The sequence below is a fragment of the Polynucleobacter asymbioticus QLW-P1DMWA-1 genome (assembly GCF_000016345.1).
Classification (GTDB): Bacteria; Pseudomonadota; Gammaproteobacteria; order Burkholderiales; family Burkholderiaceae; genus Polynucleobacter; species Polynucleobacter asymbioticus.
In genome coordinates this window covers 257,912-279,283 of record NC_009379.1, presented here as the reverse complement: position 1 = coordinate 279,283, position 21,372 = coordinate 257,912, and the positions used below count along the sequence as shown (strand labels likewise).

Annotated in this window: 27 protein-coding genes; 16 read left to right on the top strand and 11 right to left on the bottom strand. The window is 46.2% G+C overall.

Annotated elements, in window-relative coordinates; genetic code table 11:
• Positions 1–4 precede the first annotated feature (4 nt).
• The 5 genes from PNUC_RS01500 to adk all read left to right on the top strand — a co-directional run bounded on the left by PNUC_RS01500 (position 5) and on the right by adk (position 3,363).
• A complete protein-coding gene (locus tag PNUC_RS01500) occupies positions 5–454 on the top strand; it encodes an ExbD/TolR family protein (protein ID WP_011902131.1) in 450 nt (149 codons plus the stop codon).
• Between the two features lie 20 nt (positions 455–474).
• Positions 475–1,566, top strand: a complete 1,092-nt coding sequence (gene lpxK / locus PNUC_RS01495; RefSeq protein ID WP_011902130.1) for a tetraacyldisaccharide 4'-kinase — start codon at positions 475–477, stop codon at positions 1,564–1,566.
• A 71-nt stretch (positions 1,567–1,637) separates the two neighbouring features.
• Positions 1,638–1,817, top strand: a complete 180-nt coding sequence (locus tag PNUC_RS01490; protein ID WP_048812040.1) for a Trm112 family protein — start codon at positions 1,638–1,640, stop codon at positions 1,815–1,817.
• Between the two features lie 12 nt (positions 1,818–1,829).
• Positions 1,830–2,594 (top strand): 3-deoxy-manno-octulosonate cytidylyltransferase, encoded by a 765-nt coding sequence (gene kdsB, locus PNUC_RS01485; protein ID WP_011902128.1) that lies wholly within the window; start codon positions 1,830–1,832, stop codon positions 2,592–2,594.
• 103 nt (positions 2,595–2,697) lie between these two features.
• Positions 2,698–3,363, top strand: a complete 666-nt coding sequence (gene adk / locus PNUC_RS01480; protein WP_011902127.1) for an adenylate kinase — start codon at positions 2,698–2,700, stop codon at positions 3,361–3,363.
• A gap of 82 nt (positions 3,364–3,445) precedes the next feature.
• Here the strand turns inward: adk and nrdR are convergent, their stop codons facing one another.
• Both nrdR and glyA read right to left on the bottom strand, forming a co-directional pair.
• Positions 3,446–3,892, bottom strand: coding sequence for a transcriptional regulator NrdR (nrdR, locus tag PNUC_RS01475; RefSeq protein WP_011902126.1), 447 nt, complete (start codon positions 3,890–3,892; stop codon positions 3,446–3,448).
• A 25-nt stretch (positions 3,893–3,917) separates the two neighbouring features.
• Positions 3,918–5,162, bottom strand: coding sequence for a serine hydroxymethyltransferase (gene glyA, locus PNUC_RS01470; RefSeq protein WP_011902125.1), 1,245 nt, complete (start codon positions 5,160–5,162; stop codon positions 3,918–3,920).
• Between the two features lie 76 nt (positions 5,163–5,238).
• On the opposite strand from glyA, the gene tolQ reads away from it, so the two are divergent.
• The 7 genes from tolQ (at position 5,239) to queC (ending at position 10,644) form a co-directional block, all read left to right on the top strand.
• Complete coding sequence (tolQ, locus tag PNUC_RS01465; protein WP_011902124.1) at positions 5,239–5,895, top strand: protein TolQ; 657 nt, start codon at positions 5,239–5,241, stop codon at positions 5,893–5,895.
• 9 nt (positions 5,896–5,904) lie between these two features.
• On the top strand, positions 5,905–6,324 hold the full coding sequence (tolR, locus tag PNUC_RS01460; RefSeq protein ID WP_011902123.1) for a protein TolR: 420 nt from the start codon (positions 5,905–5,907) through the stop codon (positions 6,322–6,324).
• 24 nt (positions 6,325–6,348) lie between these two features.
• Complete coding sequence (locus tag PNUC_RS01455; RefSeq protein ID WP_011902122.1) at positions 6,349–7,200, top strand: energy transducer TonB; 852 nt, start codon at positions 6,349–6,351, stop codon at positions 7,198–7,200.
• Positions 7,201–7,203: 3 nt separating this feature from the next.
• Positions 7,204–8,514 (top strand): Tol-Pal system beta propeller repeat protein TolB, encoded by a 1,311-nt coding sequence (tolB, locus tag PNUC_RS01450; RefSeq protein WP_011902121.1) that lies wholly within the window; start codon positions 7,204–7,206, stop codon positions 8,512–8,514.
• 145 nt (positions 8,515–8,659) lie between these two features.
• Complete coding sequence (gene pal, locus PNUC_RS01445; protein ID WP_011902120.1) at positions 8,660–9,163, top strand: peptidoglycan-associated lipoprotein Pal; 504 nt, start codon at positions 8,660–8,662, stop codon at positions 9,161–9,163.
• Positions 9,164–9,895 (top strand): tol-pal system protein YbgF, encoded by a 732-nt coding sequence (ybgF, locus tag PNUC_RS01440; protein ID WP_011902119.1) that lies wholly within the window; start codon positions 9,164–9,166, stop codon positions 9,893–9,895.
• Positions 9,896–9,903: 8 nt separating this feature from the next.
• Positions 9,904–10,644: a 7-cyano-7-deazaguanine synthase QueC gene (queC, locus tag PNUC_RS01435; protein WP_011902118.1), complete on the top strand. Its 741-nt coding sequence runs from the start codon at positions 9,904–9,906 to the stop codon at positions 10,642–10,644.
• Positions 10,645–10,671: 27 nt separating this feature from the next.
• On the opposite strand, the gene PNUC_RS01430 is transcribed toward queC, so the two are convergent.
• The 5 genes from PNUC_RS01430 to PNUC_RS01410 form a co-directional block, all read right to left on the bottom strand.
• Positions 10,672–11,289 carry a riboflavin synthase gene (locus PNUC_RS01430; protein WP_011902117.1) on the bottom strand — a complete coding sequence of 206 codons (618 nt, stop codon included), beginning with the start codon at positions 11,287–11,289 and terminating at the stop codon, positions 10,672–10,674.
• 9 nt (positions 11,290–11,298) lie between these two features.
• Positions 11,299–12,414, bottom strand: coding sequence for a bifunctional diaminohydroxyphosphoribosylaminopyrimidine deaminase/5-amino-6-(5-phosphoribosylamino)uracil reductase RibD (gene ribD / locus PNUC_RS01425; RefSeq protein WP_011902116.1), 1,116 nt, complete (start codon positions 12,412–12,414; stop codon positions 11,299–11,301).
• Between the two features lie 16 nt (positions 12,415–12,430).
• A complete protein-coding gene (locus PNUC_RS01420; protein WP_223245936.1) occupies positions 12,431–12,997 on the bottom strand; it encodes a GspH/FimT family pseudopilin in 567 nt (188 codons plus the stop codon).
• On the bottom strand, positions 12,990–13,196 hold the full coding sequence (locus PNUC_RS11080; protein WP_223245935.1) for a hypothetical protein: 207 nt from the start codon (positions 13,194–13,196) through the stop codon (positions 12,990–12,992). The genes PNUC_RS01420 and PNUC_RS11080 overlap by 8 nt, the downstream gene beginning before the upstream one ends.
• Before the next feature lie 119 nt (positions 13,197–13,315).
• Positions 13,316–13,945: a hypothetical protein gene (locus PNUC_RS01410; protein ID WP_143070012.1), complete on the bottom strand. Its 630-nt coding sequence runs from the start codon at positions 13,943–13,945 to the stop codon at positions 13,316–13,318.
• 346 nt (positions 13,946–14,291) lie between these two features.
• Here PNUC_RS01410 and ribBA point away from each other — a divergent pair, with 346 nt between their 5' ends.
• The 4 genes from ribBA to PNUC_RS01390 all read left to right on the top strand — a co-directional run bounded on the left by ribBA (position 14,292) and on the right by PNUC_RS01390 (position 18,135).
• On the top strand, positions 14,292–15,437 hold the full coding sequence (gene ribBA / locus PNUC_RS01405; protein ID WP_011902112.1) for a bifunctional 3,4-dihydroxy-2-butanone-4-phosphate synthase/GTP cyclohydrolase II: 1,146 nt from the start codon (positions 14,292–14,294) through the stop codon (positions 15,435–15,437).
• A 29-nt stretch (positions 15,438–15,466) separates the two neighbouring features.
• Entirely contained in the window at positions 15,467–15,979 is a 513-nt protein-coding gene (gene ribH, locus PNUC_RS01400; protein ID WP_011902111.1) for a 6,7-dimethyl-8-ribityllumazine synthase, read from the top strand.
• Between the two features lie 4 nt (positions 15,980–15,983).
• The gene (nusB, locus tag PNUC_RS01395; RefSeq protein WP_011902110.1) at positions 15,984–16,508 is read left to right on the top strand and encodes a transcription antitermination factor NusB; all 525 of its coding nucleotides are present in this window, start codon (positions 15,984–15,986) and stop codon (positions 16,506–16,508) included.
• Positions 16,509–16,662: 154 nt separating this feature from the next.
• Complete coding sequence (locus tag PNUC_RS01390) at positions 16,663–18,135, top strand: NAD-dependent succinate-semialdehyde dehydrogenase (protein ID WP_011902109.1); 1,473 nt, start codon at positions 16,663–16,665, stop codon at positions 18,133–18,135.
• 28 nt (positions 18,136–18,163) lie between these two features.
• Here the strand turns inward: PNUC_RS01390 and trmB are convergent, their stop codons facing one another.
• From trmB to PNUC_RS01370, 4 genes are read right to left on the bottom strand one after another with little or no spacing between them, the layout of a single operon-like run.
• Positions 18,164–18,979, bottom strand: a complete 816-nt coding sequence (gene trmB, locus PNUC_RS01385; protein WP_011902108.1) for a tRNA (guanosine(46)-N7)-methyltransferase TrmB — start codon at positions 18,977–18,979, stop codon at positions 18,164–18,166.
• Position 18,980: 1 nt separating this feature from the next.
• Entirely contained in the window at positions 18,981–19,916 is a 936-nt protein-coding gene (locus tag PNUC_RS01380; protein ID WP_011902107.1) for a UDP-glucuronic acid decarboxylase family protein, read from the bottom strand.
• Between the two features lie 24 nt (positions 19,917–19,940).
• Positions 19,941–20,399 carry a DUF2721 domain-containing protein gene (locus PNUC_RS01375; RefSeq protein WP_011902106.1) on the bottom strand — a complete coding sequence of 153 codons (459 nt, stop codon included), beginning with the start codon at positions 20,397–20,399 and terminating at the stop codon, positions 19,941–19,943.
• Positions 20,400–20,434: 35 nt separating this feature from the next.
• On the bottom strand, positions 20,435–21,280 hold the full coding sequence (locus PNUC_RS01370; protein ID WP_048812197.1) for an undecaprenyl-diphosphate phosphatase: 846 nt from the start codon (positions 21,278–21,280) through the stop codon (positions 20,435–20,437).
• Positions 21,281–21,372: the final 92 nt, after the last annotated feature.

Below are 21,372 nucleotides of genomic sequence, written 5' to 3'. Positions count from 1 at the left end.
TGCAATGAGTTGGTTAGATACCCACCCACACTCCAGAAAAAGATTTTCTTTAGGGGCGAGTTCTGTCTCTACAGAACCAGAAATTAATCTGATCCCGTTTATTGATGTGTTGTTAGTCATTCTCATTTTTTTGATGATTTCAACGACATTTACTCGCTATCAAGAATTAGCCATTAGCCTTCCTAGTGCCAACGGCAGTGAAAATCAGGCAGAGGTAAAGCAAATTCATATTGCCGTTAGTCGTGATGGGCGCTTTGCAATTAACGGCAAGGTGATTAACCCAACACAAATGAGCACCGCTTTAATGCAGCTCACCGAACAAGGCGGCAACAATCTTCAAGTCAATATTGATGCCGATGCCAAAGCACCACATCAAGCAGTCATGACTGCCCTAGAAGCCGCAAGAGATGCTAATCTGAGTAATATCGTTTTTAGTAGTCAAACGAAAAAATAAACTCAGGCCAAAAACCCATCATGTCATTCTCACTCTTTCGTAAAGCACCCAAGTTTTGGGAAAGACGTGGGCCAACCAGTCTGCTGCTTTGGCCTCTATCCTGGCTTTATGGTTTGATCCTGCGCGCCCGCAAACTCATCCACGATTTAGGTATCGTTAGAACCAAACCTACACCAGTACCCATCATTATTGTGGGCAACATTCGCGTAGGTGGCACAGGAAAAACGCCGATTGTGATTGCCTTAGCTAAGCGCTTAAGTCAATTGGGATGGAAACCTGGAATTATTAGTAGAGGCTACGGTTCTTCTTCCCAAACTGCCCCGCTATTAGTACGCAGCGATTCCAGCCCAAGCTTAGTCGGTGATGAGCCAGTGTTAATCGCCAAGCGTACTGACAATCAATTCCCGATTTGGGTTTATCCAAAGCGTCAACAAAGTATTCAGGCTTTACTCAAACATTCACCTGAGGTGGATGTCATCATTAGCGATGATGGCTTGCAGCACCGAGGGCTAACTCGCTGGCCAGCACGTGAAGGCGGCCGCGATATTGAATTTGTTGTGCGCGATAGCCGCGGCGAAGGAAATCGTTTTCTACTTCCAGCGGGGCCATTGCGTGAACCTGCCACTCGCGACCGTGATGCAACCCTCTTTACTGGTAACCCAAGTTTTAATGAGAAAAAAACTGGCATTCTGGATGAGTATTTCTTGGGGAGACGTGCTTTTTCTTTAGGCACTTACTTGGGTAGACCTTATCAGCTGATTGATCATGCCAATACCCAGTCCTTAGAGCAGATCGCTGAGCAATTTTTACCAAAGAGCATGACAGCGATCGCAGGTCTGGGTAATCCACAGCGCTTTTTTGATGACCTAGCAAAACAAGGTGTCACCTGCAAACAGATTCCTTTGCCTGATCATGCACAATACACGCCAGAGTTTTTCGCCAAAGTGAAAGCCCAGTGCCTTCTGATTACAGAAAAAGATGCGGTTAAATGCGCCGAAATATCAGATGAACGGATCTGGGTAGTACCGATGTCACTCCATCTGCCAGAAAACTTCGTCGAGTGGCTGCAATCCATCTTACAAAGACCCGATCCCCATCGGTATACCCTATAGCTATATAGCGCTAAACTAGTTTAATAATTACGGACTACAAACTAGGCTCACACTGTTCACGGAAGAAAATGATGGATAAACGCTTACTCGACATTTTGGTTTGCCCTCTATGTAAAAGCCAACTGCATTTAGATACTGAAAAGCACGAGCTCATTTGCAAAGCAGATCGCTTGGCTTACCCCATTCGTGACGACGTGCCTGTCATGTTGGTAGATGAAGCTCGCAGCCTCAGCGCTGACGAAGTTGCCTAGATTTATATTGCTATGAGCACTGCACCTAAAGCGCCTGATTTTTTAGTGGTCATTCCGGCCAGACTGGGATCTACTAGACTGCCTCGAAAACCTTTAGCCGATATTGGCGGTAAACCAATGGTAGTACGCGTTGCAGAACGCGCTAAACAATCACTCGCACACAGTGTTATTGTGGCGACAGACTCTCCGGAAATACAAGCAGCCTGTGATGAGCATCGCATTGAATGTTTACTCACTAGCCCAGATCATCCTACTGGTACTGACCGCATTGCAGAAGTTGCGCAACTACTCAAACTTCCTAGCAATGCATTAGTAGTCAATGTGCAAGGTGATGAGCCGCTTATTCCACCAGAATTAATTAACCAAGTTGCGCAGACCTTAGCTGAACATCCTCAATGCGCTATCTCGACAGTTGCCGTTCTGATTAGCGAACCATCAGAAATTGATAATTCCAATGTAGTCAAAGTAGTACTGAACAGAGAAGGCGAGGCATTATATTTTTCTCGCGCCCCTATTCCATACGTTCGAGACCCTCAAGAATTGATCAAAACAGAACATCTTCGGCACTTGGGCATTTATGCCTATCGAGCTGACTTTTTGCAGGCCTATACCCGACTTGACCCTGCTCCACCTGAGCAAGCTGAGGCACTAGAACAGTTACGCGCCCTCTGGAATGGGTACCGAATCGCTGTTCATACGGCCCCAGAGGCCCCTCCAGCAGGGGTGGATACCCTTGATGACCTAGAAAGAGTCAGGCAGCTTCTAGGCAATACCTAGTCTCTAGAGGAGTCTCCGGCCTACTCGGGGATAATCCTAGGCGTTAGTCAATAAGGATCCCCACAAAATACGGGACAATGTCAGCTCTTCTAAGGGGAAAACAATGCGGTTGATTCTGCTCGGTGCACCGGGTGCTGGAAAAGGCACACAAGCTCAGTTTATTTGCGAAAAATTTGCGATTCCACAAATCTCGACAGGCGATATGTTGCGCGCTGCCGTGAAAGCAGGAACCGAATTTGGTGTCGCAGCTAAAAAAATTATGGATGCGGGCGGCTTAGTTTCTGACGACATCATTATTGGTTTAGTGAAGGATCGCTTAACTCAACCGGATTGCAGCAAAGGTTATTTGTTTGATGGTTTCCCAAGAACCATTCCTCAAGCACAAGCCATGAAAGATGCTGGCGTTCCAATCGATTACGTTTTAGAAATCGATGTTCCGTTTGATGCGATTATTGATCGCATGGGTGGACGTCGTGTTCACCCTGCATCAGGCCGCACTTACCACATCAAATACAACCCACCTAAGGTGGAAGGTAAAGATGATGTGACTGGTGATGCATTGATTCAGCGTGATGACGATAAAGAAGAAACCGTTCGTAAGCGCTTGCAAGTGTATGACGATCAGACTCGTCCACTCGTTGAGTACTACTCTTCATGGGCCGCACAAGCCAATGCAGCTGATAAGGTCAAGGCACCAGCCTATCGCAAGGTCAGCGGCACCGGTAGCGTAGAAGACATTACCACTTCAATCTTTGCCCAATTGAAATAACAATCATCTAGTCATAACAACTAGCAAAAAAGGACTGCAATGCAGTCCTTTTTTATTTCCGCTCTTTAGCGATCACCGTTAGTTATTTCAATTCTTTAAGTGCGCTCTCAAAGGATTCAATATCTGCAAAGCTGCGATAAACCGATGCAAAGCGGATATAGGCCACTTTATCAAGACGCTTGAGCTCACGCATGACCAACTCACCAACGCGTTCGCTAGGGATCTCTTTTTCACCTAGGCTGAGGAGTTTTTCTTCAATGCGGGCAATGGATTCATCAACAGAATCCGATGAGACTGGGCGTTTCCTGAGAGCTAGCTTCAGAGAGCTTGCTAACTTATCATGACTGTATTCCACACGACTGCCGTTCTTCTTCACAATCGCAGGCAATACGAGCTCAACCCGCTCATAAGTAGTAAAACGCTTGTCGCATTTGGCACAACGGCGACGGCGACGAATGGTATCGCCCTCATCCGATACCCGGGTATCTAGAACCTGGGTATCGTCGTTATGACAAAAGGGGCAGCGCAAGGTCGGATCTCTAACTGATCGCTGTTTAACCGTAAACCGGGAAGCGCTTCGTTAACTCAGCAACTTGAGCGCGTACCTTAGCAATATTCTCTGGATCATTTGGGTTATCTAAAACATCAGCAATGAAGTTGCCCACTTGAACTGCTTCAGCTTCTTTAAAACCACGCGTAGTCATTGCTGGTGACCCTAAACGAATACCACTAGTCACCATTGGTTTTTCTGGATCATTCGGAATGCCATTCTTGTTACAAGTGATATGCGCTTCACCCAAAACATGTTCCGCTTCTTTACCAGTCATTTTCTTAGCACGCAGATCAACGAGCATCACGTGAGAGTCAGTACCACCTGAAACAATGCGCAGGCCGCGAGCAATTAATGTCTCAGCCAATGCTTTGGCATTCGCTACAACTTGCTTTTGGTAATCTTTAAAACCAGGCTCTGCTGCTTCTTTAAATGCTGCCGCTTTACCCGCAATCACATGCATCAAAGGCCCGCCCTGCAAGCCTGGGAAGACTGCAGAGTTAATGGCTTTCTCATGCTCAGCCTTCATCAAGATGATGCCGCCACGAGGGCCGCGCAAACTCTTGTGAGTAGTCGATGTGACGATGTCAGCATGTGGCACTGGGTTTGGATAAACGCCTGCAGCAACTAGACCAGCATAGTGAGCCATGTCCACCATAAAGATTGCGCCCACTTCTTTAGCCAACTTACCAATGCGCTCAAAATCAATTTTTTTAGAGTAAGCAGATGCACCAGCAATAATCAATTTTGGTTTGTGCTCACGAGCTAAACGCTCCATTTGCTCGTAATCAATTTCTTCATTTTTATCTAAGCCATAAGCAATTGGGTTGAACCACTTACCACTCATATTCAGAGCCATACCATGAGTCAAGTGACCGCCTTCAGCCAAGCTCATACCCATAAAAGTATCGCCAGGTTTTAAGAAAGCCAAGAACACCGCTTGGTTAGCAGATGCTCCGCAATGAGGTTGAACGTTGGCCGCCTCAGCACCAAACAATGCTTTAACGCGATCAATTGCTAATTGCTCAGCTACGTCGACAAATTCACAGCCACCGTAATAACGCTTGCCCGGATAACCTTCAGCGTACTTATTGGTCAATTGGGAGCCTTGGGCTTCCATGACAGCTGGAGAAGTATAGTTTTCAGAAGCAATCAGCTCAATATGGTCTTCTTGACGCTTGTTTTCGTTCTGAATAGCTGCCCAGAGTTGCGGGTCGGTTTTGGCAAGGGTGTTTTGACGGTCAAACATAGTAATAATCCTGAATAAGTTCGATTGCTGAGTTAATTAACTTAGTAAAATCAACCTACATCATACAAAATCCACCATGACCTCCACACAAGACCTCTCATTCCTCTCCCTCGTCCTCAATGCCAGCCTATTAGTCCAGTTAGTAATGTTGTTATTACTAGGGATGTCGGTTGCCTCTTGGACCATTATTTTCAAGAAAACCGCTGTTTTACGAGGGGTTAGGCAAGATACCGAGCGTTTTGAGCGGGATTTCTGGTCGGGCGGGGATCTCAATACCCTTTTAGAGGCGGCTCAGCGCAATACCCGCAGTGATGCCGTTTTGGAGCATATCTTTGAAGCCGGTATGCAAGAGTTCATGAAAGTACATGAAATTGATGCCGCCCGCCGCGCAATGAAGGCTACATACCAGCGAGAAATGGATACCTTAGAAGCTAATCTACCTTTCTTGGCTTCCGTTGGCTCTGTCTCTCCTTACATCGGCCTCTTCGGCACTGTGTGGGGCATTATGCATTCCTTCCGCGGTTTAGCCAATGTGCAGAACGCGACACTCTCTGCTGTGGCTCCAGGTATTGCCGAAGCATTGATTGCGACAGCGATTGGTTTGTTTGCTGCGATCCCTGCAGTGGTTGCATACAACCGCGCAGCAACAGATGTGGATCGTCTCTCGATTCGCTTTGAAACTTTTATTGAAGAGTTCACCAACATTTTGCAACGTCAAAATTCAGGACGCTAAGCGAACATCATGGCCGGTTCTTCTTTAAGAAAAAATAAACGTCGGGCAATGTCCGATATCAACGTCGTACCTTACATCGATGTGATGTTGGTATTGCTGGTGATCTTCATGGTGACTGCACCAATGGTGAACCCTGGAGTCGTGAACCTGCCGACTGTTGGCGGTGCTAAGGTGCAATCTTTGCCGCCCGTGTTTCTTACTATCGATGCCAATGAAAATGTGATTGTTCGCAAAGACGGTGATCCCGTGCAAACCCTGAACAAATTTGAGCTTGGTGCTTTTGCTAGATCGCAAGCAGAGAAGTCTGCTGATCAACCGATTGTGATTGCCGCTGACAAAACCATTAAGTATGAAACCGTGATGGATGTCATGTCCAAGCTGAAAGAAAACGGCATTAAACGCGTTGGCCTAGCAGTCAAGACTCAATAAGGATTGGCCAGTCTTTAATTGCACATGAATAGCGCGCAAACTTTCCCATCATCTTCTGCTCCGTTTAAGCGGGGACGCTTTACCAAACAAGAAAGTACAAAGCGCGCATTTACATTTTCACTAATCGCGCACTTAGGTTTACTCGCGTTTCTCATGATTGGTATTAGCTGGAACAACAGCACACCCGCTGGTGTTGAAGTTGAACTGTGGGACTCTGCTCCACAAGTGGAGACTCCGCCAGAGCCAGAGCTCAAGACTGCTATTAAAGAAGAGGCCGCAGATATTGCTTTAAAGAAAAAACCGGTAGAAAAAGAGCCGCCTAAAAAGGTAGAGGCAGCTAAAGAGACTCCAAAACCAGTTAAACCAGTCCCGCCAAAGGAAAAAGAAAAACCTAAGCCGGTGGAAAAGGTAAAGCCTGTAGAAACACCCAAAAAAGCGGAAGCCCCTAAAAAAGTAGAGGCAGTATCTCCAGCCGAAACCAAAGCTAATGCTGCGGCAGAAAAAGTACGCGCTGATCAATTAGCCCGTTTACGCGCCGCTGCGGGCGCTGAAGGCGGCAAAGGTGGTACGGTTGGTAGCGGTGTAGGGGGCGGCGGTAATGCCCCTCCTGGCTGGACAGACAAAGTCATTAAAAAGGTGAAGCCTTTAATCGTCTTTAATCCCGAATCTGTCAGCGGTAATCCAGCCGCAGTCATTCAGGTAAGCCTTGCTCCTGATGGGGCTATTTTGAGCACCAGTATTTTGTCTTCCAGCGGTAATGCCAGTTGGGATCGCGCTGTACTATTGGCGCTGTCACGTGCTGAAAGCTTGCCGAAAGATGACAATGGCAAAATTCCACAGCGCGAAGTCAAATTGACCTTTAAACCCAAGGACTAAAGCATGTTGCAGTCGATGAATAAGATGATCTTGAAGTTACTGAGCTTAAGCGCAATCGTTGCCGCTCTACTATGTGGCTTTGCTACACCTGCATTGGCTCAAATGAATATTGAGATCACCGGGGTAGGTCAATCTCTTTATCCAATTGCGGTAATGCGTTTCAAAGATGAAAACAAATTACCTACCAACATCACTGAAATTATTCGCCAAGACTTAGCACGTAGTGGTTACTTTAAAAATACTGAAAATGGCAACGCCACTGAAAGTGATGAGGGCACACCGAATTACAAATCTTGGGCTGCACGTGGTGCCGATGCCTTAGTAGTGGGGTCAGTAGTGCAAACGGGCAATGGCCAATTTGATATTCATTACAAGCTGTTTGATATTCGTAAATCTCAAGGCTTGGGGGGCTTAAATCTCAATTCCAGCGCGGATAATCTGCGCGCTGTCGCTCACAAAATCGCTGATGACATCATCTTCAAATTATTGGGTGAGCGTGGCGTGTTCTCTACCCGCCTGTCTTACGTCATCAAGGATGGTAAGCGCTATCGCTTAGTCATCTCTGATGCTGATGGTCAAAATATTCGCAATGCCATGAATAGTAGTGAGCCTATTATTTCTCCATCCTGGTCACCTGATGGCAAGAAAGTAGCTTACGTTTCATTTGAAGATCGCAAGCCAGTCATCTACGTTCATGAGTTAGCTACTGGTCGTCGCATTTCTCTTTCCAATCAAAAAGGAAATAACAGCGCACCCGCTTGGTCACCAGATGGTAAAAAATTGGCCGTTTCCTTATCAAAGGATGGCAATACTCAAATCTACGGCATCAATGCTGATGGCAGTGGTTTGCATCGCCTCACTCGTGGGAATACCATTGATACCGAACCCCAATATTCTGCTGATGGTCGTTATATTTATTTCACAAGCGATCGTGGTGGAAACCCACAAATCTATCGCATGAGTGCTGAAGGTGAGCAAGTAGAAGGTGCTAAACGAGTTACCTTCAAGCAAGGCTTTGTCACATCACCAAGAATTTCACCAGATGGCAAATATTTAGCCTACATTGCCAATGTCGGAGGCGCTTATCGTCTCTACATTCTGAATTTAGCTACTGGCGACTCTCAAGCGTTAACTGATGGCACTAGCGATGAATCCCCCTCTTTTGCTGCTAACGGTCGTTACGTTCTTTACTCCACCAAAGTGGGCGGCAAAAGGGTCTTGGCAGCAGTTTCAGTAGATGGAAACTCTAAACAAGTGCTCAGCATTCCAGGATCTGACGTCCGTCAGCCTTCCTGGGGTCCATTTATGGACTAATGACCCTTTTATAAGAGACCCTGCTCTCAAAAACCGCATTCTGTAGGTCAAATACGTACTTTTAGTGCGCTTGGGGGCATAATATTGTCTATTGGCTATATGCCTCTCGAGCAACTTAATACAGTTAGTAGGAAAAAGGAAAATCATGAAAGTGTCTATCGCACGCCGTGCCGCAACATTCGCCCTGATTGGAGCTACCGCATTTTTAATGGCAGCCTGTTCAAGCGTGAAACTAGATGACGTTGATGGAGCTAACGGCAGTGGTGGCAGCGGGAGTTACGGCTCCCAGCCATGGAATGATCCTAAGAGCCCACTCTTTGAGAAGAGTGTCTACTTTGGCTTTGATGAATACACCGTGCAGACTAAATATCAAAAGATGTTATCTGCACATGCTAGCTACTTAAAGGCTAATCCAAAACAAAAAATCATTATTCAAGGTAATACTGATGAACGCGGTACAGCTGAATACAACTTGGCACTTGGCCAACGACGTTCAGACGCTGTTCGCAAATCATTGAACTTGATGGGTGTTTCTGACGATCAAATGGAAGCGGTCAGCTTTGGTAAAGAGAAACCAAAAGCTGAAGGTGATAGTGAAGCCGCTTTTGCAGAAAACCGCCGCGCTGACATTGTTTATATTACGAACTAAATGAAAACTTCTTCACAAGCTTTCAAACAAACGCTCTCACGAGCGTTTTGTTTAAGTGCCGCCGTCATTTGCTTGGGCGCATCCAATAGTGCATGGGCACTCTTCTCAGATGATGAAGCACGCAAGGCCATTCTCGACTTACGTAAGTCACTGGCTACCACGCAACTGGAATTACAAGGCGAGATTGACAAGCTCAAAACAGAAAATGCTGAGCTGCGTGGCAAGCTTGAAAATCTCGAAAAGCAAGGTGAAGACATCTCCAGTAGCCAAAAGACGTATTACCAAGATCTGGATACGCGTCTAGGTAATTTTGAGCCTCGCACAATCACCATTGAAGGTCTGAGCGGCACCGTGCAGCCTGGCGAGAAAAAAGCGTATGACGATGCCTTAAAAGCATTCCAGGCAGGCAATCTCAAAAAGGCAGATGAAGGTTTTTCCGCCTTTGCAGCAAAGTATCCTAAGAGTCCTTATTTGCCTCTCGCACTTTACTGGAGCGGCAATAGCAAATACGCCAACAAAGATTATGCTGGCGCGATTAGCCAACTTCAAAGCCTCATTAAGCGCTATCCCAACCATCCTCGTATTCCTGCGGCCATGGTGACATTAGGCAATTCGCAATTAGAGAGTGGCAACAAAGCAGCGGCCAAAAAAACCTTTAGTGAAATTATTGCTAAATACCCAGACACTGATGCAGCTAAAGATGCGCAGCAACTGATGGCTGCTACGAAGTAATCTGTACTATGTCTTCGTTATCAGCTGCATATCAAAATCTAGCGCCACGTAAAGATGGCGCGCCAGCTGTTATTTTATTTTCTGGTGGTCTAGATTCCACTACGGTTCTAGCTCTTGCAAAAGATTTGGGTTACACCCCTTATGCGCTCTCCGTAGGCTATGGTCAGCGTCATTCATCTGAATTAGCTGCTGCTAAACATATCGCCAAGCAAATTGGTGTCGCTCGTCATGAGGTGGTAAATTTAGATTTAACCCGCTTTGGTGGCTCAGCCTTAACTGACTCATCCATTGCCGTTCCTACGACCCCAGGCAAAGATCAAGAGATCCCTGTCACTTATGTCCCTGCGCGTAATACGATTTTGCTATCACTTGCTTTAGGATGGGCTGAATCACTAGGTGGCTTAGATGTGTTTTATGGGGCTAACTCAGTGGATTACTCGGGCTATCCAGATTGCCGTCCCGAGTATGTAGCCTCTTTTGAAACCATGGCTAATCTAGCAACTAAGGCCGGTGTTGAGGCCATTAATAATGAAAATCGCTTTCGGGTACACGCCCCGATCATCAGCTTAACTAAGGCTGAGATTATTCAACTAGGCAGCACGCTTGGGGTAGATTACTCGCAAACAGTATCGTGCTATCAAGCCAATGACTTAGGTGAAGCTTGTGGTGAATGTGAATCTTGTCGCCTTAGGCAAATTGGCTTTAAGCAGGCCAATGTGATTGACCCAACTCGCTATCAAAAAAAATAAAGTAGAGGCTTTAAAGATTAGAGCGTATTACTTTGCTTGAGTTTCAAGCATACGTGCAACATAACGCGCAATTAAATCCACCTCAAGATTCACTGCATCACCTTGCCTTAACATACCCAGGGTGGTGCTTTGTAAGGTATGAGGAATGAGGTTGATATCAACAACACAAGCACTGGCACTGTCTGCTGTTTTATTGACCGTCAAAGAAACGCCGTTGACTACGATCGAGCCCTTATAAGCCAAAAACCCCGCTAAAGATTTAGGTGCCTCTATTCGCAGTAGCCATGAGCCATAGGCATCATTTGCTACTTGCGAAAAATGAGTCACTTTTCCAACGCCGTCTACGTGCCCGCTCACCAAATGACCGCCCAAGCGATCATTTAAACGGAGTGCTTTTTCGAGATTCACTGGACCTGTTTTGTCTAGGCCAATCGTTTTATTTAAAGACTCTCGAGAAATATCAAGCGCAAAAGTATTGCCCTCAAAATTCGTTGCCGTCATACAGGCACCCTGTATCGCAATGCTATCGCCCAAAGCAACGTCATCCAAATAGCCGTCTGGCACCTCAACGACCAAATGTAAGCCATCGCCCTTGGGTTGGGTGCTTTTGATTTGACCTACGGCAGTAATGATTCCTGTAAACATACGGGGATTTTAATTCTTTATTAGTCTAATGCGTAGATCAGTACCGATCATGCTTTGATCGAGAATGCGCCAGTCTTCTCGCGTACTTAAATTAGGCAATGTTGGCACGTTAGCCATCCCTATACCCTCACCCATGAAAAATGGTGCGTAATAGAGTAAGAGCTCATCCACACAACCTTCTCTGAGCATCGATCCGTTGAGCTTGAAGCCGGATTCAATATGAATTTCGTTCATCTCACGTTCTTGAGCAAGATAAGTAAATAGTTTGGGCAAATCAACTTTGCCTTGAGGGTTTGCAAAAGCAATGACCTCAATGCCACGCTTCTGAAATTGCTTTGCTTTTGCTACTTTATCTACGTCATCCAAAGCGGCGCAAACAATGATGACTCCCGAATCTTGAAGATCATTCAAAATCTGGGCATTGGGTGGGGTCTCTAATTTGGAGTCGACGATGATGCGCCAAGGTTGACGATGCGTGCTCACCTCTCTCACATTGAGACTAGGATCATCCTCTTTAACTGTACCAACGCCTGTAACAATCGCACAGGCTTGTGCGCGCCAATGATGTCCGTCTGCTCTCGCAAGCGGACCGGTAATCCACTGACTTTGACCATTAGGCAATGCAGTCTTGCCATCAAGACTGGCAGCGATCTTCATGCGCACCCATGGCAAGCCCCTGGTCATCCGAGAAATAAATCCTCGATTGATTGCTTGTGCTTCAGACTCCAATAAACCACATTGCACTTCGATGCCTGCATCTGTGAGTCTTGCTAATCCCCCGCCAGAAACCAATGGGTTCGGATCCAACATGGACACAATCACCTTGGCTGGCCTTGCAACCACAAGCGCATTAACGCAGGGCGGTGTACGACCAGTATGGCTACAAGGCTCTAGAGTGACATAGATGGTTGAGCCGGCAATATCTTTTCCGTTAGCTTTTGCATCGGCAATCGCCTGAATTTCTGCATGCGCGCCACCGACCCTTTGAGTGTGCCCGCGTCCTATGACTTGCCCATCTTTAACGATGACACAACCCACTCGTGGATTAGGATTAGCTAAATAGAGGGCCTTTTGAGCCTCGCCTAAGGCCTCGCCCATCCATTGGTGATCAACAGCGCTGTACATGGGTCTATTAAACCATTCAATGGCAACGCTTTGCATCTCTTTGAGGATCACAGATGCGCCAACGTCCTCCACTCCCCAAGATCAACTGGCGCTCCAAGTCCACAAGGCGGTGATGACCTAAGATCAAGCGATTTGCTACAAACCCACCCTGCGCCGTCTTGGCTGCCCCGGCAGCATTAAATAAAATCCCAAGCTTTCCAGTGTGAGGGTCAGTAAATTGCTTACCCCCTCCCTTAAAGTAAACGGGGTCTATCTTTCCTTGAGAAAACCAAGGTTTTGGAATACATCTAGCGAGAACTGTTTTACCTATGCATCCACTAGAGACGACCCAGCCGCTTTCCCAATGATTTAATGGATGTGGCGATAGTCGTACCGGCTCACCTAGATGAAGAGCTTGCTGACGGGCGAAGTGGGCATGAGCAATAAATCGGCGTGCAACAGTATCGATTTCTCGAACAGCAATTTGCTGCTGAAGTAAGGGCATAGTGATGACGGCCAATATGGCAATAATCAAAATCACTGCCATGAGTTCTAGCAAACTTGCTCCAGAATCACATAAAGAAAAGTGCCGTGGTTTATTCAAATACTTGACGCCAATTAAGGCGAGTAATAAACCCAGTAGTTTCATCCATATTCACATATACCTGAATGGTCGGTTTTTCCTTACTAGAAATGCGCCACTGATTTTTTCCTGTAGGCTCGATAAAACAAGCATTGTCTTGGAGCTGAGATAAATGACTCAAATTATTTTGGCAATCCAATATGGCCTTTTCTGATGCCATCAATTTTTTCTGTGAGAATTCGATAGTGTTTAATTCAATTATTCTTAAAGCAGTCAACTTTTCGAGATGTATCACCAGCGATGAGCACAACAGTAATAAAGAAATGACCCAAGCCAAGATCACAATAGATTCCTGGTCCTGAAGGTCCGTTCTAGCCTGAGGTTTAATGAAGCCCCATCTGTCATCTCTAGCCCCACCTTGAATAAGCGCTCCCCGCTGTCCTTGGCTACATCAAGCTCCTCAATTAACAGGGTGTTCACGCCATTCATCAAAGTAGTGTTTTGTAAGCGTCCCTGGCGATCTAGTGACTGGCATATCAATGAACCTCCGTTCGCCTTCACTCCTTTTGGAGCCGATGCTTGCCTATCCACCAAAAAACCCTGAAGGGCTAAATGATTTTTTGTGCGATCCACTGTTAAGTTATTTCCAATGCAATCAAAATCAATGCCATCAGATAATTCATGTCTCACTGTTATTGCATCAGACCCACGAAAGCCCACTCTCTTACTTAGTTCTATCCATTGAATTTGGGCTTTATTGCTAGCAAGATGTGATGACTTGATGTTGCGGTAACCTGCAATACGAATAGCGCGACCGATTATTTCAAATGCCCGATCTGCCTCTGAAATCAGTAATTGCTTTTTTTCATACTGAATTTGATGGACGACTAAATCAGCGGCGGATTGGAGTAACGGAGTGAGCAGAATTGTGCACAGCGCGATTCCGACTAGACACTCGAGAAGACTCATTTTTTGCGCCTTTATGAATAAGATTGCCGCTATTTGAATGACTACTCGAAGTCTCGTAAGCATCGAAAGCCTTTCTCAACTCGTGTCGCCTAGCCTCATCTTGGGTTGAGCGAAGGGCTAGGCCTTGGAAGACCCCCACCGATACCATCCAGGACCCTAGAATCAGACTCATCGCAATTAACACTTCTAACAAGATGAAGCCATTCGGTATGGGTGGGCGCATGAGCTATTTTCCAAGACCCTAAAAACCATCAAAACCCCGTTCTCAAGCTTTTACCGTCAGAAAGCGAGATTTTCACTGTAGGAGGACCACGATTTTGACCTCATCAGCTTAAAATAGAGGGCTATGCCAAATAAGCTCGCCCCTACTGAAGAAATCATTGCCGAACTCCGTGCCGGCAAGATGGTCATTCTCGTTGACGAAGAAGATCGTGAAAATGAAGGGGATCTAGTTCTGGCTGCAGATCATGTCACAGCCGAAGCAGTCAATTTCATGGCCAAACATGGCCGCGGCTTAATCTGTCTCACCCTCACACGTGAGCGCTGCCAGCAACTCAATCTTCCGCTGATGGTGCGCGACAACGGCACATCGATGGGTACCAATTTCACAGTCTCTATTGAGGCAGCAACTGGAGTAACGACTGGAATCTCTGCTGCAGATCGCGCCCTAACCATTAAAACAGCGGTCGCGCCCAATGCCAAACCGAGCGATCTAGTGCAACCTGGCCATATCTTCCCTTTAATGGCACAGCCCGGTGGCGTACTCATCCGTTCCGGTCATACCGAAGCAGGTTGTGATTTGGCTGCCATGGCTGGATGCTCTCCTACTGCTGTCATCTGCGAAATCATGAAAGATGATGGCAGCATGGCACGCTTGCCTGACCTTCTCAAATTTGCAGAAGAACATCAACTTAAGATTGGCAGCATTGCGGACTTGATTCAATACCGCAGTCAACATGAAAGTATTGTGGTTCGAGAAGGCCAAAGAGAATTTGTAACGCCTTGGGGAAAGTTTCAAGGAATTATTTACCGCGATACTCCCAGCTCTTGCATTCATATTGCACTCGTGCACGGCCAGCCATCTGAAGCACAAGAAACCTTGGTACGAGTTCACGAGCCCGTTACCGTATTAGATTTTTTAGATGCCGATGTCAGCACCCATTCATGGCCCCTGGCTAAGGCCCTAGAGCAGTTAGCTAACTCTCCAGCTGGTGTAGCAGTACTCCTTAATGCTTCAGGCATTGCAGCGCCTAACGATGCAGATTGGTTGGCGCAGTTTCAAAAGCTAAATCAAACACAAGATGAGACCAAAATCCCATTAACCCGCAAAACTGATTTCAGAAGTTATGGAATTGGCGCGCAAATCCTCAAGGATATTGGTGTTGGCAAGATGCGCTTGCTAGCAAACCCAAGCCCTACACCAAGCCTTTCCGGATATAAATTAGAAGTGACAGGCTACGCTCCTTATCAGCCAGTTACCAAACCCGCTTAATTTTTTGTACAGATAAATAGAAATCCATCATGACCAATTCAAACAATGACTTTGTAGGCGTATTAGAAGCTGACTTGAATGGCCAAGATTTACGTATTGGCATTGTGCAAGCCCGCTTTAATGAAGAGCACTGTGTTGCTTTAAGCACTGCTTGCATCACTGAATTACTTGCTTTGGGTGTGACCCAGGCAGACATTAAATTAGTAACTGTGCCTGGCGCGCTGGAAATTCCATTTGCACTGCAAAAGCTGGCTGCAACTGGCGAGTTTGATGGCTTGGTTGCATTAGGGGCTGTCATCCGTGGTGAGACTTATCACTTTGAATTAGTTTCTAATGAATCTGCTGCCGGCATTACCCGCATCTCGATTGACTCTGGCTTACCTATTGCCAATGGCGTGCTTACTTGCGAAACTGATGAACAGGCTAGCGTTCGAGTTAATCTCAAAGGCGCAGATTGCGCTAAAGCAGTAGTAGAGATGGCCAATCTTGCTTTGGCACTGACACCTGATTTTGATATTGAAGTTAACGCTGGCGAAGAATAAAAACATGAGTAAATTGATTCCAACACCCAGCCAACTAGCAGTAGGGAAAGAAACTAAGGTAGACGCTAAATCAGCGGCGCCAAAGCGCTCCCTCACTCCACGTCGCCGTGCGCGTGAATACGCCTTACAAGGCGTCTATCAAAGCCTAGTGATGCGCCGTGCAGGTAGCCTTCCTAATGCTGCTGCAATTGCCAAGCAATTAGGCGAAGATCCTGCATTTCGTCGTTGTCAGCTCGATTTATTCCAGGGAATTTTTGATGGCGTTCTAGAGCGTACAGATGAGTTAGAGGCGATTATCACTCCCGCTTTAGATCGTCCCATCAATGAACTATCGCCAGTGGAGCATGCAGCCCTCCTCATTGGAGCCTATGAATTGGCGATAGACCTCTCAGTTCCATATAAAGTCGCTATTAATGAGGCTGTGGAGCTAGCCAAAACCTTTGGCGGTACAGACGGTCATAAATACGTCAATGGTGTTTTGGATCTGCTGGCACAGAAATTACGAAGCGCAGAAATACAGGCCGGCTAAACCAAACAAAGCCGCCTTAAACACATATGCCCACCTTTACCAGCTGGGGCATTTTTATTCCAAGAGGGATAAAATCATTTCTACCGCAGTATTAACTTCAGCATTACTTTGGCAGTTCATCATTATTTGCCTTTAAACGATTGGTAGAGCCCCTATGCAAAAGATTGACATTCGCAGTTTCTTAAAAGATCCAAGCCTATTTAAAGAACAGGCGTTTATTAATGGGCAATGGGTTGGATCCAAAGAAAATTTTAATGTTCAAAATCCAGCGACTGATGAGCTTATTGCTTCAGTAAGCAACCTTGGGCCGCAAGATGCGGAACTCGCGATTGCCGCGGCAGAAAAAGCGCTTCCAGCATGGCGCAATAAAACGGGCAAAGAGCGTGCCCACATCATGCGCAAGTGGTTTGATTTGATTACTGAGAGTACTCAAGACTTAGCGACAATCATGACCTTAGAGCAAGGTAAGCCCTTGGCAGAAGCTGCCGGTGAAGTCGCTTATGGCGCCTCATTTGTTGAATGGTTTGCTGAAGAAGCAAAACGAGTCGCTGGCTCAATACCTGCCACTACCTGGGGTGATAAGCGCATGATGGTACTCAAACAACCGATTGGTGTTTGCGTTGCCATCACCCCCTGGAACTTTCCAATAGCCATGATCACCCGCAAGGTAGCGCCAGCGCTAGCGGCTGGCTGCACGATTGTCATCAAGCCTGCTGAACTCACTCCGCTGTCCGCATTGGCACTTGCTGAATTAGCTATTCGTGCAGGCATTCCGGATGGCGTGATTAATATTTTGACTGCGGATGCCAATCAATCCATTCTCATTGGTAAGACGCTTTGCGCCTCACCCACAGTAAGGCATCTCTCCTTTACAGGCTCTACTGAGGTAGGTCGCATTTTGATGGGGCAATGCGCGCCTACTGTTAAAAAATTGGCTCTTGAGCTTGGTGGGCATGCGCCATTTATCGTGTTTGATGATGCTGATATTGATGCTGCAGTAATTGGCGCTATTGCTTCTAAATTTAGAAACTCTGGCCAAACCTGTGTTTGCGCCAATCGCTTTTATGTTCACAAGAAAGTGCATGACCAGTTTGTTGAAAAATTTGCTCAAGCAATTACAAAAATTAAAGTAGGCAATGGTATGGAGCCAGGCGTTACTCAAGGCCCGCTGATTGAAACGGCTGCTTTAGAAAAAGCGGAGAAGCACGTAGCCGATGCCATTAGTAAAGGTGCCAAATTAGTCACTGGCGGAAAACCTACCACCCAAGGAAAAAACTTTTACGAACCGACCATCTTGGCCAATGTAAACAGTGACATGCTCATTACCCAAGAGGAAACTTTTGGACCTGTTGCCCCCATTATTCCGTTTGAGAATGACGAAGAAGCGGTTGCCTTAGCAAATAACAGCCCATTTGGACTGGCGTCCTATTTTTATAGTCGCGACATTGGCCGTATTTGGAAGGTAGCCGAAGCTTTGGACTATGGCATGGTAGGCGTGAATACCGGCCTCATTACTAATGAAGTTGCGCCATTTGGAGGGGTAAAGCAATCCGGATTAGGTCGAGAAGGCAGCGCTTATGGAATGGATGAATACCTAGAAATGAAATATGTTTGCGTAGGCCTTTAAATCCTTCACAGAGCGGCACGTCTAGAACTTATTTCTTGCGGTAAACCAAATCCCAAACACCGTGGCCCAGCTTGATGCCACGGTTTTCAAACTTCGTCGTAGGTCGATAAGCAGGGCGCTCGACATAACCAGGATGCTCAGAGCTTAATTGCTCAGCGCTTGGTTTAAATTCTTTTAAATCTTTTTCAGATCCTTCCGGGGCGATATCTTCAGGGGTAAAGGTTTCGACTTTTACTTTTTCAGCTGAAGTATTTTGAAGGGTGGGTTCGGCATTTAACACTAAAAGCATTTGCTCGGCATAGTTATGCCAGTCTGTGGCTAGGTGGAGATACCCACCGCTTTTCAAACGAGACACGAGCAACTTTACAAATTCCGCCTGAATGAGGCGACGCTTGTGATGGCGCTTCTTATGCCAAGGATCAGCAAAGTAAATATGAATACCATCTAAAGAATTCGGGGCAATCATATTTTCAAGGACCTCAACCGCATCGTGGCGTATGAGTCGTAAATTAGTCAGTTGATTTTCGCCAATCAACTTCAGAAGAGCCCCAACTCCAGGGGGATGCACCTCAATCGCCAAGAAATCATCCTCGCTACGCAAGGCGGCAATTTTGGCAGTGGTCTCACCCATACCAAAACCAATTTCCAGAATCTTAGGCTTGGTGGATCCAGCAAAAGCGTCAACCAAGTTCAAGATCTGATCTTGATAGGGCAGCAAAAATTGAGGGCCTAATTCATCTATAGCGCGCTGCTGACCGGCAGTTGTTCTTCCAGCCCTGAGAACAAATGAGCGAATCCGCTCAAAACGCTGTACTCCTGGCTTACTGTTTACTTGCTCTGTCAACTTAAGCTACAACTTTCCTAAAGTAAGCAATTGTCTCTTTCAGCCCATCCTCTAGATTAACTTTAGGCTCCCAGCCGAGTTTTGCTTTAGCCAACTCGATATTAGGTTGGCGTTGCTTTGGATCATCAGAAGGCAATGGCTGGTGAATGATCTTGGATTTACTGCCTGAGAGTTTAAGAACTGTTTCGGCTAATTGCAGCATAGTGAACTCACCTGGGTTACCAATATTGACTGGGCCGGTAAAGCCATCTTCTGAGTTCATCATTTTGACCATCGCATCAATCAGATCATCGACATAGCAAAAGCTACGCGTTTGCTGACCATCACCATAAATCGTGATGTCCTTGCCTTGTAGTGCTTGCACAATGAAGTTGCTCACTACGCGCCCATCGTTAGGATGCATACGGGGGCCGTAGGTATTAAATATTCTGACTACTTTGATGTCAAGATTGTGCTGACGGTTGTAGTCAAAGAACAGGGTTTCAGCGCAGCGCTTACCTTCGTCATAGCATGAGCGAATACCAATCGGATTGACCTTTCCCCAGTACTCTTCTGGCTGGGGATGCACTTCTGGGTCACCATACACTTCGCTGGTTGATGCTTGCAAGATACGCGCCCTAGTTCTCTTGGCAAGGCCGAGCATATTGATCGCGCCATGCACACTGGTCTTGGTTGTTTGCACGGGATCATATTGATAGTGCACCGGGGATGCGGGGCAGGCCAAGTTATAGATCTGATTGGTTTCTACATATAGAGGGAAAGTCACGTCATGACGCATGAGCTCTAACTTTGGGTTAGGCAGCAAATGCGCTAAGTTCTCTTTGGTGCCTGTAAAGTAGTTATCCACTACCAATACATCATTGCCTTCTTTGAGTAACTTTTCAGTCAGGTGAGAACCTAAGAAGCCAGCGCCACCAGTGATGAGGATTTTATTCATAGTTTTAGTCGAAAGAAGCTGTAATTAATAATGTCTGGAAATATTCCAGCCAGCCGATCTATAGGCATACACCACCTCGGCTAGAACGATAGATAGAGATGTCATAAAGGATATCAGACCCAATACAAAGGTCCAAATAACATAAGAAGTTTGTAGAGAGCGTACCGCCCCTGCTTGAAAGAAAAACAGTTCAAGAACAGTGAGAGAGATGAAGACACCACTCAAGACATCAAAAAAGATAGCAGCAGTACAGAGACGCCCGCGTGTCTTTGCTTCCTCGGCTTCTTTGCGCATATTTAAAAGGGTTTTTTCGTCTTTTACGCTGCCCACATAAATTGCTGTATGAATGGAGCGCATCCGATCCACTGTTCTGGCAAGCCGTCCAGAAATGGCATTAATTAAGGTTGCGACTGCCGTCAATAAAAACACTGGTGCTAGTGCCAGCTGAATATTATTGGTAATAGCGTCTATTGATACATCCATGGGAATTTCCTATATTGGGTTAGTGATCGATGAGATCAATGCGACCAAGCGATTAAACCGCTATATGAAGTGACTAGCACTAATAAGCCAAACACAATTCTGTACCAGGCAAATGGGATAAAGTTGTGATGGGCAACATAATGAATCAGCCAGCGCACGCAGATGAACGCGGAAATAAAGGCTGCAACAAAGCCCACACCAATCGCCAAACCATAATCACCAGAAATTGTGACAGGCGCTTTCCATAGCTTCAGCAACTCATATGCCGTTGCCCCACCAATAACGGGTATAGCCAAAAAGAATGAAAATTCAGTAGCCACCACACGAGGCAAACCAAACAACATGCCACCAATAATGGTGGCGCCAGAGCGAGATGTCCCCGGAATTAATGCGGCGCATTGGGCAATTCCGACCTTTAAAGCATCTAGATAAGAAAGGTCGTCAACAGTATGAATGTGGGTTGAAGTAGTGCCTATTTTTTCTTGACGCCGCTCTGCCCAAAAAATGATCAATGCGCCTACGATGAAAGCGGTTGCCACCGGCACAGGAGAAAACAAAATGGCCTTGATATGTTTACCAAAAACAAATCCGAGTCCCATTGCTGGGGCAGAAGCAATTAATAAATTGAGAAAAAAGCGGCGGGAGTTGGCATTACTGGTTAATGAGCAAGCAACCTTAAGTAACTTTTCTCTAAATTCCCAGCACACTGCTAGGATGGCACCGAACTGAATAATGACCTCAAAAGCTTTGCCCCGCTCATCATTAAAGTCCAGTAAATCACCGACTAGGATCAGGTGCCCAGTACTCGAGATCGGCAGAAACTCTGTCAGACCCTCTACCACCCCCAAAATCACTGCTTTTATCAACAAAATAAGTTCCATAGGGCAAATTTTATAGGTATATGAAGATATGAAGAAGATTTGGCAAAATTGATCCAAATTAACCATCAAATAGGATTTGGCCTTAAACTTCA